Here is a 16,405-nt window from a genome sequence, read left to right on the forward strand (position 1 = left end):
CCCACACTGTAGAGCGTCATGGCATTGGCATAGGCCGCATTGCGAACGCTCGAGCGGAAATCGCCTGTACCGGCAAAGACCGTGCAGTGGGGTCAAGCCCGAGGATGACGGGGAGGGGTGGTCTGTGTGTGCTAACCGACGGTCTGCGCCGCGCGCGCTTTCTCATAGGCGGACCGCGCCTTGTTGACCTCCGGGCGCGGGCTCACTTCAGGCACCGCGACATCCCACCAGTGGCCACCTTCCTGCGTGGTCACCAGCGGGTCCGTGTCGATGACGATCACCGAGGTGCGGTCGTTGCCCTTGATCTGCTGAATGGCCGTTTCGAGGTCGGCGATGGACGACACCTTCACCGCGACCGCACCCATGCTTTCGGCATGCGCACGGAAATCGATGTCGGGCATCATCTCGATCATCGAGTCCTTCAGGAGGTTGTTGAAGTTTGCGCCGCCGGTTGCCATCTGCAGCCGGTTGATGCAGCCATAGCCGCGGTTGTCGAGCACGACGATCGTCAGCTTCTGGCCGAGCATGATCGAGGTCGAAAGCTCGGAATTCATCATCATATAGGAGCCGTCGCCGACCATGACGACGACATCCGCCTCCGGCCGCGCCAGCTTGACGCCGAGGCCGCCGGCAATCTCGTAACCCATGCAGGAAAAGCCGTATTCCATGTGGTAGCCGCCCGGCCTGTGCGCCTGCCACAGCTTGTGCAACTCGCCCGGCAGGCCGCCCGCGGCGCAGACGAGAACCGAATTGTCACCGCCGATCGAGCGCTGCACCGCGCCGATGACCTGCGCATCGGAGGGCAGGTCCGCATTGGTGGCGGCGGTGGCCTTCTTCACGGCCGCCATCCATTCCTGCTTGCGGCTCTTGGCGGCCGCCTCCACCGAGGCGGAGGCCTTCCAGCCACCGAGGGCTTCCGAGAGCAGCGTCAGGCCCTCACGCGCATCGGCGACGAGCGGCTGGCTGTCATGCTTGGCGGCATCGAAGGCGACGGTGTTGAGGCCGATCATCTTGACGCCTTCACCCTTGAACAGCGCCCAGGAGCCGGTGGTGAAATCCTGCATGCGCGTGCCGACGGCGAGGATGACGTCCGCCTCCTCGGCAAAGGCATTGGCGGCCGAGGTGCCGGTGACGCCGATGGAGCCCATGCAGAGCGGATGGTCGTCCGGCAGCGCCGACTTGCCGGCCTGGGTGACGGCGACCGGAATGCCATGCATGCCGGCAAAGGCCTTGAGCTCGGCCGTCGCCTGCGAATAGAGCACGCCGCCGCCGGCGATGATCAGCGGCCGTTCCGCCTTGCGCAGCGTGGCGATCGCCGAGGCGAGTTCATCCGTGTCGGGGCGAGGGCGACGGTGCGTCCAGACCTTTTCGTCGAACAGGCTTGCGGGATAGTCATAGGCTTCCGCCTGCACGTCCTGGCAGAGCGACAGCGTCACCGGGCCGCAATCGACCGGGTCCGTCAGCACCTGCATAGTGCGCTTCAGCGCTGGGATGATCTGTTCGGGCCGCGTGATGCGGTCGAAATAGCGCGAGACGCAGCGGAAGGCGTCGTTCACCGAGACGGTGCCGTCGCCGAAATTCTCGATCTGCTGGAGAACCGGGTCGGGAATGCGGTTGGCGAAGACGTCGCCGGGCAGGAACAGCACGGGCAGGCGGTTGACATGCGCCACACCTGCGGCGGTGATCATGTTCAGCGCGCCGGGGCCGATCGAGGTCGTGCAGGCCATGAAACGCTGGCGGAAGCTCGCCTTTGCGAAGGCGACGGCGGCATGCGCCATGCCCTGTTCGTTATGGGCGCGCAGCGTCGGCAGGTCATTGCGCACCTGGTAGAGCGCTTCCCCCATGCCCGCGACGTTGCCGTGGCCGAAAATGCCCCAGACGCCCGCGAAGATCGGCTGTTTCTTGCCGTCGACGACCGTCATCTGTGCCTTCAGGAAATGCGCGACGGCTTGCGCCATCGTCAACCGGATCGTCTTTGACATGGTATTCCTCCCGTATTCTTTATTCACAGACCGCGCGTGCGAAGCCAGGCGTCAGTCAGCTCGCGGAAGCGGCCGGCCATCTGGGCGATCGCTGCCTCGTCATCCATCTTGCCGCTCATCCAGGCGCGGGCGGCATCGACGAAGATCGTGCGGCCGACGGCAAAGCCCTTCACGGACGGCGCCACCTTCGTCGCCTCGAAGGCCTTGACCAGGTCCTCGGTCGGCGCCTCCAGGCCGAGCAGCACGATACCGCGGCAATAAGCATCATTTTTGGCGATCACCGCCTCGATATTCCGCCATGCGCCGGCCAATGCCTGCGGCTCCAGCTTCCACCAGTCCGGCTTGATGCCGAGATCGTAGAGTTCCTGAAGCGCCGTCGACACGGTGTCATCCTTGAGCGGCCCGTTCTTGCCGGCGATGATCTCGATCAACAATTCGCGCCCGACGCGGCGTGCGGCTTCGAAAAGCGTGCGCAGCTTCTCCTGCTGCTCCTTCTTGAGGGCCGCCGGATCGTCCGGATGGTAGAAACACAGGCACTTGATGCAATGGTCGAGCGGCCATTCGACGAGCTGCGAGCCGATATCCTGGCTGAATTCGAAGCGCAGCGGCTTGGAGCCCGGTAGCTCGACCGGGCGGCCGAGCCAAGAGAAATTCTGCGTCGCGGCATCGAAGAAGGCATCGCGACCGAAGCGTTCGTCGATCAGCATGCCGTAACCCGGCCGGCCATCGGCGACGCGCGCGGCGGCCTTGACGGTCAGCCGCTTGAACTCGGAAATTTTTTCGTGCGGCACCTTCAGTTCATCGGCGACGTCGACGAGCTGCATGCGATGGTCGCAGGCAAGCGCCATGAGGAGGGGAATGTCACCCTGCTTGCGGTTGGTCGCCCAATGAATGTGGTTGATCGCCTCGTCCTTGCGCAGCGCCCGGTGCTTGCTGCCATTCTTCAGGAAGAAGGTGAGTTCTTCCCAGCTCGGATATTCCGGCGAGCAGAGCAGGCGGGAGACGGCGAAGGCGCCGCAGGCATTGGCCCAGGTGGCCGACGTCTTGTGGTCCTCGCCCTTCAGCCAGCCGCGCAGGAAGCCGGACATGAAGGCATCGCCCGCGCCCAGCACATTATAGACCTCGATCGCGAAGCCATCACCGACCACGCCGTCTTCCAGGTCGTCCGAAATCGGCCCGTCATAGACGATGCAGCCCATGGCGCCGCGCTTCAACACGATGGTGGCCGGCGAAACGGCGCGGATGGCCTTGAGGGAGGAGAGCACGTCATCGGCGCCCGATGCGATCATGATCTCCTCTTCGGTGCCGACGATCAGGTCGCAATCCGGCAGCACGGATTTCATTATGGCGGAGACGCGGTCCGATTTCACATAGCGCTCGAAACCCTCCGCATGGCCGGCAAGGCCCCAGAGGTTCGGGCGGTAGTCGATGTCGAAGATGACCTTGCCGCCCGATTCCTTGGCGATGCGGATCGCCTTGCGCTGCGCGGCCTCGGTGTTTGGCCGGGAAAAATGCGTGCCGGAGACCAGCACGGCGTGCGAAGAGCGCACGAAGGCCTCGTCCACGTCGCCCTCGTCGAGCGCCATGTCGGCACAGTCGGTGCGCACGAAGATCATCGGCGAGACGCCCTCGGATTCGATGGCGAGCAGGACGAGCGCCGTGAGGCGGTCCTTGTCGGTCCGGATGCCTTCGACATTCACCCCTTCACGGGCGGATTGTTCGCGGATGAAGCGGCCCATCTGCTCGTCGCCGACACGGGTGATGAGCGCGGATTTGAGCCCGAGGCGCGCGGTGCCGATCGCGATATTGGCTGGGCAGCCGCCGACGGACTTGGCGAAGGAGGCGGTGTCTTCCAGCCGCGTGCCGAGCTGCTGGCCGTACAAGTCGACGGACGAGCGGCCGATCGTGATGACGTCGAGCGTCCTGTCCTGGTCAAGGTGCGGCATGTCTTCCTCCCGGTCTCGCGGCGCCGCCATCTCAGCGCGGCGGTACGTTGGGAAAATGAAACATGAATTCCATTATTCTGTCAATTCGGAATATTCATTCCGTTTCTATTCCGCACCATTTCGTTTGGGGGAGCGCCGCATGCTGCGGCGTTTTTCGGCAATCGCGACCGGCAGCGCCATCGCGAGCGCCATGGAGGCGGAAAGCGAGCGGAAACCGGCATAATCGGCCTCGGACACCTCGAACCAGTGGGTGGCGGAGGTGGCGAGCGGCGAGAAGACCGAATCCGTGATGGCGACGATCGGCACGCCGCGGCTCGCCAGTTCCTGCGCCTGCGCAAGGCTGTCGGCGGCATAGGGCGCAAAACTTGCGGCGATTACCGCATCCTTGCGCGTCGCGAACTGGGCGATTTCCGGATCGATGCCGTTGGGCGAGGCGAGGATCTGGTGGCGGATGCCGAGCTTGCCGAAGGCATAGGCGATGTGCGCCGTCAGCGGATAGGAGCGGCGCTTGGCGACGAGGTAGATGGTCTCTGCCTGCGCCAGCAGTTCGACGGATTTGGAGAAGATATCGCCGTCGATGGTGCTCGCCAGCCGCGCGACGGACTGGCTTGCCGCCGTCAGGAAGCCGGAGAGCAGCTCCGTGTCGCTGTTGGCCGCGGGAGCCGCTTCCAGCGACAGCAGCCGCTCCTCATAGGACAGTGTGCGGTCGCGCAACCGGGCGCGAAAAACGTTCTGGAGGTCGGAAAAGCCCTCATAGCCGAGATGATGGGCAAGGCGCACCAGCGTGGAGGGCTGCACGTCGGCCGCCGTCGCAATGCTCGCAGCCGTGCCGAAAGCCATGTCGTCCGGGTTGGAGAGCGCATAGGCCGCCACTTGCGCCAGCCGCTTCGGCATGGTCGCCTTGCGCTCGATGATGACGCTGCGCAGGCTGTCGAAATCGCGGGGCACGCGCGTCAGGGCCGCTTCGCTGTTGCTCATGGATGTCTCTCCTCACGCGGCCATTCTGCTACAAATGAAATAAATATTCCATATTATCGGAAAAGATAGTTTTCGTTCCAAATCTTTCCGGTTACACATGGTCTAAACGATATAGCGGATGGAGGAGACGTCATGAAGGCCCTCGGCATAGGACTGATCGGTACGGGTTACATGGGCAAGTGCCATGCGCTCGCCTGGAACAATGTCAGCACGGTGTTCGGCGATGTCGACCGCCCGCGCCTCGTGCATCTGGCCGAGGCCAATGCGGAGCTTGCGGCAAGCCGCGCCCGCGAATTCGGCTTTGCGAAATCGACCGCCAACTGGCGCGACCTGCTGGCCGATCCGGAGGTCGACGTGATCTCCGTCACCACGCCGAACCAGTTCCACGCCGATATGGCGATCGCGGCGCTGGAAGCGGGCAAGCATGTCTGGTGCGAAAAGCCGATGGCGCCGGCCTTTGCCGATGCCGAGCGCATGCTCGCCGCCCAGCGCTCCTCCGGCAAGGTCGCCGTGATGGGCTACAATTACATCCAGAACCCGGTGATGCGGCACATCCGCTCCCTGCTGGACGAAGGCGTCATCGGCACGGTGAACCATGCGCGCGTCGAGATGGACGAGGACTTCATGGCCGATCCGAAAGCCGCCTTCTACTGGAAGAGCGAGGCCTCGTCCGGCTATGGCGCGCTCGACGATTTCGCCGTGCATCCGCTCTCGCTTTTGTGGAGCCTGTTCGGCCATGTCGAGGCGGTGATCGCGTCGCTGGCAAAGCCCTATGCCGACCGCCCGCTGAAGGATGGCGGCCGCCGCGCGGTCGAAAACCACGATATCGCCAGCGTCCTGATGCGCCTTCCCGGCGGCATTTCCGGCGTGCTGATGGCCAACCGCTCCGCCTGGGGCCGCAAGGGCCGCATCGCGCTGCAGGTCTATGGCTCGAAGGGCACGATCCTCTTCGACCAGGAGCGCATGAACGAGTTCCAGCTCTACACGACCGAGGGCAGGGCGAGCGAACAGGGCTTTTCCACAGTCCTGACGGCACCGCACCACAAGCCCTATGACCGGTTCATTCCGGCCCCAGGCCACGGCCTCGGCTTCAACGATCTGAAAGTCATCGAATGCCGCGAGCTGATCGCCGCAATCGCGGGCATGGCGTCGCATTCCATCGATTTCAACCATGGCCTGCGCATCGAGAAAACTGTGCACGCCATGGCACAATCTTTCCGCGAGGCCCGCTGGGTGGAAATTGCCACAGAATGAATTTCTGGCGACCGGGCCAAAAAAATCCGGTCGCCTCCTCATTGAAACGGCGGGGGCCATACGTAATACTCTCGGCAATAATGCCGGAGGGATGGGCATGTTAAAGCAAATGCAGAGACGCTGGGCGCCGGTCCTCTTCGTCTCGATTGCTGTCATCGTGTTCAATGTGAGCGCCGCAGAGGCGAAACGCGTTGCACTGCTGATAGGCAATCAGAAATACGAAGAGACGGCCCAGCTCAACAACCCCGCGAACGATGTGGAGCTTATGCGCGCCTCGTTCGAGGCAGCGGGTTTCGATTCCGTCAAGACTGTGCTCGATCTCGACCGCGGCGCCATGGTGAAGGCGCTGCGCGAGTTTGAGGATGAGTCTGCCGATGCCGATATGGCGGTGGTCTATTATTCCGGCCACGCCATGGAGATGAACGGGGTCAACTACCTCATCCCCGTCGATGCGGCGCTGAAGAGCGACCGTGACGTCGAGGACGAGAGCGTGGCGATCGATCGCGTGCAGCGCTCGCTCGAAGGCGCCAAGAAGCTGAAGCTCTTCATCCTCGATGCCTGCCGCAACAATCCGTTCTCGCAGTCGATGACGCGTTCGATCGGCACTCGTGCCGTGACCCGCGGCCTCGCCCGCGTCGAACCCGAATCGGCCGATACGCTGATCGCCTTCGCCTCGAAGGCGGGCACGGTCGCGCTCGATGGCGAGGGCAAGAATAGCCCATTTGCCACGGCACTTTCGAAATACCTGACGGAGCCCGGCCTCGACGTGCGCATCGCGCTCGGCAAGGTGCGCGACGAGGTGGTGGAAGCCACCAACCGCGAGCAGGAGCCCTTCGTCTACGGTTCGCTCGGCGGCGCGCAGATCTTCCTGAACATCAAGGAAGTCAACATCAACGTCACCAACAGCGGCAACACGCAGGAGGTCTCGCCGAACGGCCAGTCCGAAGCGGCAGCCGACTGGCAGAACATCCGCGACCTCGCCGACGAGGACCTGATCGCCGCCTTCATCGCGAAGCACGGCAAGGATCCCGTCTACAAGATGCTGGCGGAAAAGAAGCTCGCCAGCCTCCAAGAGGCGACGCAGAACGACGGCCAGGATGCCGCGAGCATAGCCTGGGACGCTCTGAAGGAATCGACCGATGCGGCCGCGCTCCAGCGCTTCATCGAGCGTTATCCCGACAGCACGCATCGCGCGAGCGCCGAACAGCTGATTGCCGCCCTTGAGCCGAAGAAGGGCCTCAGCGTCGAGCTCTCCACCTCCAAGGAGACGCCGGCCTCGCGGGATTGCTTCCTGCTCGCCGGCGAACCGCAGTCGCTTCCGGGCTTCATGGGAGTCAACTTCCTGAAGATCGACGCCAAACGGGCGCTTTCAGCCTGCGCGCAGGCCGTCAACGAGAACCCGTCCGACGGCATGCTGGTCAACCTGCTCGGCCGCGCGCACGATTCCGACCGCAACTATGTCGAAGCCCGTCGCAACTACGAAAAGGCGATCGAGCTCGGCAACATGTATGCGCTCACCAACCTTGCCTGGTTCTCGGTCTATGGCACGGATGGCCCGATCGACGTGCCGAAGGGCCTGTCGATGTTCGAGAAGGCCTCGATCGCCGGCAACTCCTATGCCCAGGCATCGCTCGGCTGGCTCTACCGCGAAGGCTATGGCGGCACGCGCCAGGACTATAACGAAGCGGTGAAGTGGTATCAGCAGTCGGCCAACCAGGGTTATGCCAATGCCATGGCGACCATGGGCTGGTTCTACCGCGAAGGCCTCGGCGTTTCGCAGGATTATGTCCAGTCGCTGACCTGGTATCGCAAGGCAGCAGATGCCGGCGACGCAAACGCCATGTCCTCGCTCGGCTGGGCCTACCAGAACGGCCTCGGCACGGCGCAGGACTATGCGGAAGCCAAGGTCTGGTACGAGAAGGCCGCCAATATCGGCGATTCCTACTCGATGGCCTCGCTCGCCTGGCTCTATGACGTCGGCAACGGCGTGAAGCAGGACTATGTCGAAGCCCGCTACTGGTATGAGAAGGCTGCCAACGCCGGCAGCGCTTACGCCATGGGCAACCTGTCGCGCCTCTATGACCAGGGCCTCGGCACGCCGGCAGACGCCAAGGAAGCTGTCCGTTGGGCAGCCGGCAGCGTCGAAAGCGGCGACCAGGCCAAGCTGAAGGAGCTGAAGGAAACCCCCGGCAACTTCACGGTCGCCTTCCGCAAGGAAATGCAGAACCTTCTGAGGGAACGCGGTTATTACAGCGGTTCTTCCGATGGCGAATTCGGCGCGGCAACGCTCGCCGCGATCGACAAGCTGGCCGCCGGCCGCAACGACAGCGCGTCGCTGTCGACGACGACGACCACCACCACCGACAACAGCCAGTCGACGGTCACGCTCTCCGGTTCGGATGCCGACCAGTGCTACGAACTTGCCGGCGAACCGAACCTGCGCCCGGGCTTCCTCGGAAAGCTCTTCGCGCAGATCGACTATGGCCGCGCGATCCCGGTCTGCGAAGCGGCGCTCAACGCCAACCCGTCGGACAACTCGATCCGCAACATGCTGGGCCGTGCCCACGACGCCGCGAAGAACTTCTCCAAGGCGCGTGAGCACTACCAGAAGGCAGCCGACGAGGGGAACCTCTACGCCCTGACCAACCTTGCCTGGTATTCGATCTACGGCACGGATGGCCCGGTCGACATGGCCAAGGGCACCCGCATGTTCGAGCAGGCCTCGAACGCCGGCAACCCCTATGCCCAGGCCTCCCTCGGCTGGCTCTACCGCGAAGGCTATAACGGCACGCGCAAGGACTATGACGAGGCCATCAAGTGGTATCGCAAGGGCGCCGAACAGGGTTATGCCAATGCGCAGGCCACGATGGGCTGGTTCTACCGTGAAGGCCTTGGCACGACGCGCGACTACACCGTCTCGCTCGACTGGTACATGAAGGGCGCGGAAGGCGGCGACGTCAATGCGATGTCCTCCGTCGGCTACGCCTACCAGTCCGGCCTCGGCGTCTCGGTCGATTATGTCGAAGCCCGCAAGTGGTACGAGAAGGCAGCCGCCTTCAACGACTACTATTCGATGGCCTCGATCGGCTGGCTCTACGACGTCGGCAACGGCGTGACGCAGGACTATGCCCAGGCCCGCGACTGGTACGAGAAGGCGGCAAACGGTGGCAACACCTATGCCATGGGCAACCTGTCCCGCCTCTTCGACCACGGCCTCGGCACGCGCGCCAACGCCAAGGAAGCCGCCCGCTGGGCCGCTGCCAGCGTCGAAGGCGGCGACCAGGGCAAGCTCCAGGAACTCAAGGGGTCTCCGGCAAACTTCACGCCGCAGTTCCGCAAGGAGTTCCAGTCGATCCTCAAGCAGCGCGGCTATTACAACGGCCCGATCGACGGCGATTTCGGCGCATCGACGCAGAACGCCATCGACCGTCTCGCCGCCCGCACCTGATACCGGATCACCATCCACAACAAACCGCCAGCGACCACCGTCGCTGGCGGTTTTCGTTTGGCCGGCGAAAATCCGGGCGAATCGGTCCTTGACCCTCCACCGGGTGGAGGCCGTAGTGGGGATGCCATGGGAGCGAAGTTCTACACGATCGGCGAATTGGCGCGGCTTTCGGGGCAATCCGTCCGCCGCATCCGCTATTATTCCGACAAGGGCCTGCTGCCGAGCGACCGCTCGGCGGGGAACTACCGCATCTACAGCGAGACGGATGCGGCGAGACTGGACCTCATCCGCGCGCTGCGCGAGGCGGGCGTCGGCCTTGCCGCCATCGGCAAGCTGATCGGCCGCCGGCTGAGCCTTGCCGAGGTATTGCAGGCCCGGCTTGCCATTCTCGAAACGGAAATAGCGGCAAGGCGCCGGATGGCCGCCGTGCTGCGTGCAACGCTTCGCCTCCCGAACCCTGCCGATGCTGACCTGAGGAGGTTCTGGACAATGGCAAACCGAAGCAACAAAGACATGCACGCCCTCGTCGAACGTTTTGTCGAGCGGATCGCCGAAGGGGCCGCGATGGACGAGGAGTGGCGCCGCCGGATGATCGAGACGAGCGTTCCCGACCTGCCGGACGACCCGACGCCGGACCAGATCGCCGCCTGGACGGAACTTGCCGACATGCTGGAGGACGAGGATTTCGCCCGCGACCTCAAGACGGAGATGGCGGCCTTCTGGACCGGCGCCTTCGACCCGGCCGCCTACCGCGACGCCGCGCTGCGGACCTACGAGGCCGCCCAGGCGGCCATCGCGAACGGGATACCGCCGCAAGCGGCGGAAGCACAGGCGATCGCCGCTGCCTGGCTCGATGATTCGGCGCGTGCGATGGGTCGCGAGCCGGATCGCGCCTTTCTCGACTGGCAGTTCGCCCAATACGAAAAACAATCCGGCCGCATGGGCCGCTACCGCCAGCTGCTGGCGATTCTGCGTGGGGAAAATGATTCGGCCGAACCGGACAGGGTCTGGGCCTGGCTGAACGACGCACTGCGCGCCTTGCCGGTGCCGCTAAAGTAAGGCCCTGAAATGAGAAATGCCGCACGCGTTGCTGGCGCGTGCGGCATGACAAGCTCGGGAGCGCCCCCTGTGCCGGGGGCGGAGCTTAGAGCAGGAAGTCGTTCGAATAGTAGCGCGTCAGGCCGGCGTCAATCTCGAAATCCGCCCGGCCGTCGCCATTGACGTCGCCGGAGATGATCGTGCCGGAATAGCGCAATTCGCCCGACGTGCCGGAAAACGCGTCCTTGCCGATGAAGGTGAAGGAGTTGTTGCCGCTTCTGTCGGTCCTGGCGTCGATGTCACGCAGGTCGATCACGTCGTCCTGGCTGTCCGGCTTGAAGTCGTCGATGACGTCGCGCTGCGAACCGACCTTGCTGTCGGAGGTGCGCAGGAAGCGGAACGTATCGGCGCCGGAGCCGCCAACGAGGAAGTCGTTGCCGCTGTCACCGACCAGCAGGTCGTTGCCGGAACCGCCGACCAGGTCGTCATTGCCCGAACCGCCATAGAGCCGATCGTTGCCGCTGTCGCCATAGAGGTCGTCATTGCCGCTGTCGCCATAGATGACGTCCTTGCCGGCGCCGCCATAGAGCCGGTCATTGCCGCCGAGGCCTTCAAGCTGGTCATTGCCGTTGCCGCCGCGCAGGATGTTGTTGCCGCCAGTGCCGATCAGCGTGTCGTTAGAGTTGGTGCCCGTCGCATTCTCGATGCTCCGAAGCTCCTCGTTGCGGCCGCTGACGGCGCGGGCGAAACCCCGGTCGAGGTCGACATAGATGCCGCGGCCTTCTTCGCTGCTCGAATCCTGCAGCGAATAGTTGACCGTGTCGGTGCCGGAGCCACCGTTGAACGAATTGCGGTATCCGACGGAATAGAAGGTGTCGTTGCCGGCGTCGCCCTTGTAGTCGCTGGCGAGCGTCTTCACTTCGAACCGGTCATTGCCGTCGCCGCCGCTGACGACGTCATATTCACCGCTCGCCTTGGCCGCACCGCTGTGTTTGTAGATGTCGTCGCCGGAGCCGAGGAAGATATCGTTGCCGCCTTCGAAGCTGTTGCGCACGAGGTCGTCGCCGCTGCCGGCTTCCACATAGTTGAGGCCGCCACGGCTATCGGTCCGATTCAGAACAATCTCGTCATCGCCGCCATAGGTGTAGATTTCAACCTCGGTGCGCGAGTTCTGGACGACGTAATCATCGCCGTTCGTGCCCTTATATACAAACGCCATGTCCTCGTTCCTTTCTCATTCATCTGCTGTTGTCCGACTTTTAGCGCCGGCAAGCTGAACCGCTCTTGAACAAAGTGGGGAGACAGAAGGCATTTTCGAGGCCGCCGGGCGAAAATTTGTGAGGGTGAGGGCCGGTCATGCCGATTCCAAGCCGTTCCGGCCCGCGGGAAGCCGCCATATGTATAAAGCGCCCGATTGCGGGAAAAATCGAAAAAGCGCTTGATCAATGAGGGCGTTGGCCCTATCAGGACCGCGAGCGGAGAGGTGGCCGAGTGGTCGAAGGCGCTCCCCTGCTAAGGGAGTATACCGGAAACGGTATCGAGGGTTCGAATCCCTTCTTCTCCGCCAGTCATTCCCCCTAGCGTGTGGATTTTGCTATCTGATTACGGATGGCTAAAGCACCTCCCGACTTTACGTCCCTGTTGTTCGCGTCTGCATGGCTAGCGACGCCGCGCAGGCCTGTTTTTCATCGCTCTGGTCGAATTACCGCCGCACGGTGCCCGATTCGCTTCGAGCTATGTCCCGCCGCCTTTAGCCCCGTCCCAAATTGTCCATTCGCAACAGAATAGATTGGTTGGCCGGAACGTGCCGTCTGTAGTGCTGCTCACCTATATGGAGACAGGCATGCGGGAAATTGTCGTCCGAGCCTACAAAGCCAGTGGCGGCGGCCACGAGTTGCTGGCCGTCATACCCCTGAGCGGCGCGAACCTTCCTGGACAGGACGGCCGGCACGCGACGGATAACGAACTGATCGCCATCACGATGGTGGAGCTTCGCAATCAAGGACGCTTTTCGGACGCCGAAATCGAAGCGTTCCAATATAGAGTGGATCGTCCGCGATATCCTGCCGCGCCAGAGGTCATTCCTGAGCTTCCTCAGGAAACGACGATGTCTCCGGAACCGTCTCAAGCCATTGCCCGCCCGAGCATAACCGGCTCCAGCACTTAAGGGCGAACGCTGCCATTTCCATCGTCCTATTCCTTCGGTGGTTGGACCACGGCAACGTGGATGGGGGATTTGACATGACCATCATCGTTGTGGATCGCAGCACCAGCAACGACGCGATCGAAAACTAAATTGAAGCGCAACCGGTGAGCCTGTTCAGCTCCAAGCGCATGCCTACACCCAGGGAAGCGATATCTTCATCGCGCCTGGGCTAGAGCGACGCAGGCCTCATGAGGCGTGGCGCGTGGTCCAGCAGCCCTAGGATGGAGTGCAGCCGGCAACGCGGTTCAAATCGGGGCGCGCCTTCCATGTTGAACCGGCAATGCTTGGGATCGCCGCCACACCGCAAAAGACCGCATTAAAAAGTCCGGCACCATTCGAATACACCGGTGAGATCGGCCGTGTCCCTACAACGATGATAAACCGGGGGGCGATCGAGCACATGAACGACTGGACTTTGTTCTTCATCGGGCTTGCCATACTGCTTGCGTTCTCCTTCACACTCAACACGTTCTTCCTGGGGTCGTTCATTTCGGGCATGAAGCGCTATCTGCTGGGGCGCATCATCGGCGGAACGATAAAGGACACGAGGATCGACCACGAGGTCACCCACCGCACGCTGGGCCTGTTCGGGCTTCAGACGCGTAACGGCGGGCCAGGAGACGAGGACATCCATCGTCTGACCCCCAAGCGCTGGCAGGAGGTGCTGACATGGATTTGCTACGTCGGCATGGGTATCGGCTTCGCCATCATGATTTACGCCAAAGCCCGGTAGCAAAACGGCAGGCGCCACGGCTGGCGATTTCCTACCTGGCGGCAATCATGGTCTTTCGCGACGACGTCGCCGGCCAAAACCAAGAATAGAGAATCCCTCATTCCATGAGATGACGATCACCTGCTCGCCGACAGATGGCGCTGCGGACGGTGGGCGTTGCGAGCCTTATATATAAGGAAGAGCAGGAGGCTGCCTGCTGCTGAGGTCGTCGGCTTCTTTCATGTGCGATGAAGCGCCCTTGATCGCCGACTCAAAACTCCGCTGCGTGAATCACCCGAATCGACATCGAAAAACACCGCTCGCGATTCCCGCTTTCGGTCATGCCGGTCTGACTGTGATAGACAAGCGGATGCGGGAAAATGCGTCTCCGCCACGTCAAAGTGCGGCCTTTGCCCTTATTTCGCCCGGTCTAAGGCAGGGTTATACAGCCGGCGAGCTAGGCTAAGTGCCCGCTTCATAAGGATTTTTGTTAAGGATCCATAAACTTTTAGCGATCCGGTCCGCCATTTTGTGTCCTTTGCGCAACAGCGCTTGGCGAAGGCTGACACAAACCCCGCCTCCTTTCAGTTTGGAGATTGCTTACGGAAGCGCGTCTTGTATTTTCAGGTTCGGAAGCAGGGGCGGTTGATCGTCCGCTTCCTGAACTTGGGGATGGGGCAGGGAACGCTGTCCTTCAGCAAAAAACCCAGACCCGTTTGAAACTTTTTGACTGGAGGTCAGAAATGAACATCAAGAGCCTTCTTATCGGCTCCGCTGCTGCACTCGCAGCAGTATCCGGCGCCCAGGCTGCCGACGCTATCGTTGCTGCCGAGCCGGAGCCGATGGAATACGTTCGCGTTTGCGACGCATTCGGCACGGGTTACTTCTACATCCCGGGTACCGAAACCTGCCTGCAGATCAGCGGCTACGTCCGTTTCCAGGTAGACTTTGCTGAAGATTCGGCTGGCCCGAACGGCGATGACTGGGGCTACCGCGCTCGTACCCGTGGTTACCTCTCGCTTGACGCCAAGAGCGACACCGAGCTCGGCACGCTGACCGGTCACATCGACCTTCAGGCTGACTCCCACCAGGACGTCTTCCTTGACGGTGCATGGATCCAGCTCGGCGGCTTCAAGGCTGGTTACTTCTACACGGAATGGGATAAGGGCATCAACGGCGAGACCGACGTTCTCGACGGCACGATCTTCAACATCATCGGCGGCGACACGCTGCTGAATGCTGTATCCTACAAGTACGAAGGCGGCGCTTTCGCTGCTACCGTTGCTCTCGAATCCTTCAGCAACGCCAAGAACGGCTTTGTTGAATTCGAAGACGGCCTCGGCATCTCGGGTGTTGTCACCGGTTCGTTCGGCGCCGTAAGCGCTGACTTGCTCGGTTCGTACGACTTCGACGCTGAAAACGGCGCCATCCGCGGCCTCGTTTCGGCTGACGTCGGTCCGGGCACCCTGCAGGCTGCTGCTGTCTGGTCTTCGGGCGCAAGCCGTTACTGGGACGCTTCCGAGTGGTCGGTTGCTGCATCGTACAAGGCTAACCTCTCTGAAAAGCTGGCAATCACCCCCGGCTTCCAGTACTGGGGCACGCTTGATTACGACGCCTCCGGCGACTACCGCGGTAGCCGCGACGCTTGGCGCGCTGGCCTGACGCTCGACTACACGATCGTCACGGACCTGACCACCAAGATCAGCCTTCAGTACACGGATGTTGACAACGGCGTTGGCAACAAGGGCGCCGGTGGCGACCAGTGGTCGGGCTTCGTCCGTCTGCAGCGTTCGTTCTAATCTGATCTGACTTTTGTCAGTGATGGGAGACCCGGCTTTCGAGCCGGGTCTTTTTCGTTTTCGGCATGGTATCGGCTGGACGCGCACGACCTTTTCCAGCGTGAGCTGGCGGTGCACGATGAGACTTGGAATTACAGTCTTGTTGACCCGTCAGAATCCGGCGAGGAACGCGTGGACCGATGGGAAGACGGAGGCGTGGTGCAGGAGAGGGGCGTGGCCCTGGCCCGGTGCGACCACGGTTTTGACCGTTGCGGCCTGCGCGGCCATTCGGGCGAGCGTCTTCTCGGTGAAAAGACGGGAATGTTCGCCGCGCACGACCAGCAACGGCTTTTTCGCCAGGAGCTCGAATTGCGGCCAGAGTGTCGGCAGGGGTTTTGAGAAGTCGATGGCCTGCAGCTGGTCCGCCAGCTTCGGATCATAGTCGGGAACGAGCTGGCCTTCCTTTTCCGCGTAAATCGCCTCTGCCATGTCGCGCCAGTCGGCGGGGGAAAGGGCGGGGAAGGACGCGCTGTGGATATCGCGAAGCAGGTGGGCGGCCGCATCACGATTCTCCGGAACGGAGCGCCCGGAGAGATAGTCGCGAATTTCCCTGAGACCATCCACTTCGATTTCCGGGCCGATGTCGTTGAGAATAGCAACGGCGATGAGGTCCGGCTTCACTGCGGCCATGACATGCAGGATCAGCCCGCCGCGTGACGTGCCTGCGAAAAGGCAGTGCTCCAGGCCGAGCGCTGTGCAGACGGTGATGACATCCCGGCATTCGATGGCGACATTGTAGTTCGCCGCAGTCTCGTCGTAGCCGGAAAGGCCGCGGCCGCGATAGTCGAACGCGATGACCCGGCGGGGTGCGACGGGATCCTGCGCGACGAGCAGAGCAAGCTGGTGAAAATCCCGCACGTTGCGGCTGAGGCCGGGTAGGCAGACGAGCGGCAGCCGCCCGGTGTCCGATTTTGCCGCATAATCGCGCGCATGAAGCATCAATCCGTCTTCGGCTGGGAAGAAACGGCTTTCGAATTCATTCATGTGTCTGCATCCGCCTGAC

Annotated in this window: 11 protein-coding genes and 1 tRNA gene; 7 read left to right on the plus strand and 5 right to left on the minus strand. The window is 62.5% G+C overall.

The genetic code is table 11. From position 1 onward, the window contains the following. Positions 1-131: 131 nt before the first annotated feature. From iolD to GB927_RS18860, 3 genes are all read right to left on the minus strand, one after another. A complete protein-coding gene (gene iolD, locus GB927_RS18850; RefSeq protein WP_256118753.1) occupies positions 132-1,982 on the minus strand; it encodes a 3D-(3,5/4)-trihydroxycyclohexane-1,2-dione acylhydrolase (decyclizing) in 1,851 nt (616 codons plus the stop codon). Between the two features lie 23 nt (positions 1,983-2,005). Next, a complete protein-coding gene (locus GB927_RS18855; protein WP_256118754.1) occupies positions 2,006-3,928 on the minus strand; it encodes a bifunctional 5-dehydro-2-deoxygluconokinase/5-dehydro-2-deoxyphosphogluconate aldolase in 1,923 nt (640 codons plus the stop codon). 105 nt (positions 3,929-4,033) lie between these two features. Then, a complete protein-coding gene (locus GB927_RS18860; protein WP_256118755.1) occupies positions 4,034-4,906 on the minus strand; it encodes a MurR/RpiR family transcriptional regulator in 873 nt (290 codons plus the stop codon). Between the two features lie 132 nt (positions 4,907-5,038). Here GB927_RS18860 and GB927_RS18865 point away from each other — a divergent pair, with 132 nt between their 5' ends. The 3 genes from GB927_RS18865 (at position 5,039) to GB927_RS18875 (ending at position 10,667) form a co-directional block, all read left to right on the plus strand. After that, on the plus strand, positions 5,039-6,160 hold the full coding sequence (locus tag GB927_RS18865; protein WP_256118756.1) for a Gfo/Idh/MocA family protein: 1,122 nt from the start codon (positions 5,039-5,041) through the stop codon (positions 6,158-6,160). Between the two features lie 97 nt (positions 6,161-6,257). Beyond that, a complete protein-coding gene (locus tag GB927_RS18870; RefSeq protein ID WP_256118757.1) occupies positions 6,258-9,608 on the plus strand; it encodes a caspase family protein in 3,351 nt (1,116 codons plus the stop codon). Between the two features lie 126 nt (positions 9,609-9,734). After that, positions 9,735-10,667, plus strand: coding sequence for a MerR family transcriptional regulator (locus GB927_RS18875; protein ID WP_256118758.1), 933 nt, complete (start codon positions 9,735-9,737; stop codon positions 10,665-10,667). 85 nt (positions 10,668-10,752) lie between these two features. Here the strand turns inward: GB927_RS18875 and GB927_RS18880 are convergent, their stop codons facing one another. Beyond that, positions 10,753-11,865, minus strand: a complete 1,113-nt coding sequence (locus tag GB927_RS18880) for a calcium-binding protein (RefSeq protein ID WP_256118759.1) — start codon at positions 11,863-11,865, stop codon at positions 10,753-10,755. A gap of 258 nt (positions 11,866-12,123) precedes the next feature. Here GB927_RS18880 and GB927_RS18885 point away from each other — a divergent pair. From GB927_RS18885 to GB927_RS18900, 4 genes are all read left to right on the plus strand, one after another. Continuing rightward, positions 12,124-12,213, plus strand: a tRNA-Ser gene (locus GB927_RS18885). Between the two features lie 276 nt (positions 12,214-12,489). Beyond that, positions 12,490-12,813 carry a hypothetical protein gene (locus tag GB927_RS18890; RefSeq protein WP_256118760.1) on the plus strand — a complete coding sequence of 108 codons (324 nt, stop codon included), beginning with the start codon at positions 12,490-12,492 and terminating at the stop codon, positions 12,811-12,813. A 265-nt stretch (positions 12,814-13,078) separates the two neighbouring features. Further along, entirely contained in the window at positions 13,079-13,585 is a 507-nt protein-coding gene (locus GB927_RS18895; RefSeq protein ID WP_256118761.1) for a hypothetical protein, read from the plus strand. Positions 13,586-14,307: 722 nt separating this feature from the next. After that, positions 14,308-15,363, plus strand: a complete 1,056-nt coding sequence (locus tag GB927_RS18900; RefSeq protein WP_256118762.1) for a porin — start codon at positions 14,308-14,310, stop codon at positions 15,361-15,363. Positions 15,364-15,513: 150 nt separating this feature from the next. Here the strand turns inward: GB927_RS18900 and GB927_RS18905 are convergent, their stop codons facing one another. Then, on the minus strand, positions 15,514-16,386 hold the full coding sequence (locus tag GB927_RS18905) for an alpha/beta fold hydrolase (RefSeq protein ID WP_256118763.1): 873 nt from the start codon (positions 16,384-16,386) through the stop codon (positions 15,514-15,516). Between the last annotated feature and the right edge of the window lie 19 nt (positions 16,387-16,405).

Origin of the sequence: Shinella lacus (assembly GCF_010994755.1) — a bacterium.
GTDB lineage: Bacteria > Pseudomonadota > Alphaproteobacteria > Rhizobiales > Rhizobiaceae > Shinella > Shinella lacus.

Coding starts and splice junctions, on each gene's coding strand:
- GB927_RS18865 (WP_256118756.1), top strand. CDS start 5,039: ATGAAGGCCCTCGGCATAGGACTGATCGGTACGGGTTACATGGGCAAG.
- GB927_RS18875 (WP_256118758.1), top strand. CDS start 9,735: ATGGGAGCGAAGTTCTACACGATCGGCGAATTGGCGCGGCTTTCGGGG.
- GB927_RS18890 (WP_256118760.1), top strand. CDS start 12,490: ATGCGGGAAATTGTCGTCCGAGCCTACAAAGCCAGTGGCGGCGGCCAC.
- GB927_RS18860 (WP_256118755.1), bottom strand. CDS start 4,906: ATGAGCAACAGCGAAGCGGCCCTGACGCGCGTGCCCCGCGATTTCGAC.
- GB927_RS18905 (WP_256118763.1), bottom strand. CDS start 16,386: ATGAATGAATTCGAAAGCCGTTTCTTCCCAGCCGAAGACGGATTGATG.
- GB927_RS18900 (WP_256118762.1), top strand. CDS start 14,308: ATGAACATCAAGAGCCTTCTTATCGGCTCCGCTGCTGCACTCGCAGCA.
- GB927_RS18870 (WP_256118757.1), top strand. CDS start 6,258: ATGTTAAAGCAAATGCAGAGACGCTGGGCGCCGGTCCTCTTCGTCTCG.
- iolD (WP_256118753.1), bottom strand. CDS start 1,982: ATGTCAAAGACGATCCGGTTGACGATGGCGCAAGCCGTCGCGCATTTC.
- GB927_RS18880 (WP_256118759.1), bottom strand. CDS start 11,865: ATGGCGTTTGTATATAAGGGCACGAACGGCGATGATTACGTCGTCCAG.
- GB927_RS18855 (WP_256118754.1), bottom strand. CDS start 3,928: ATGCCGCACCTTGACCAGGACAGGACGCTCGACGTCATCACGATCGGC.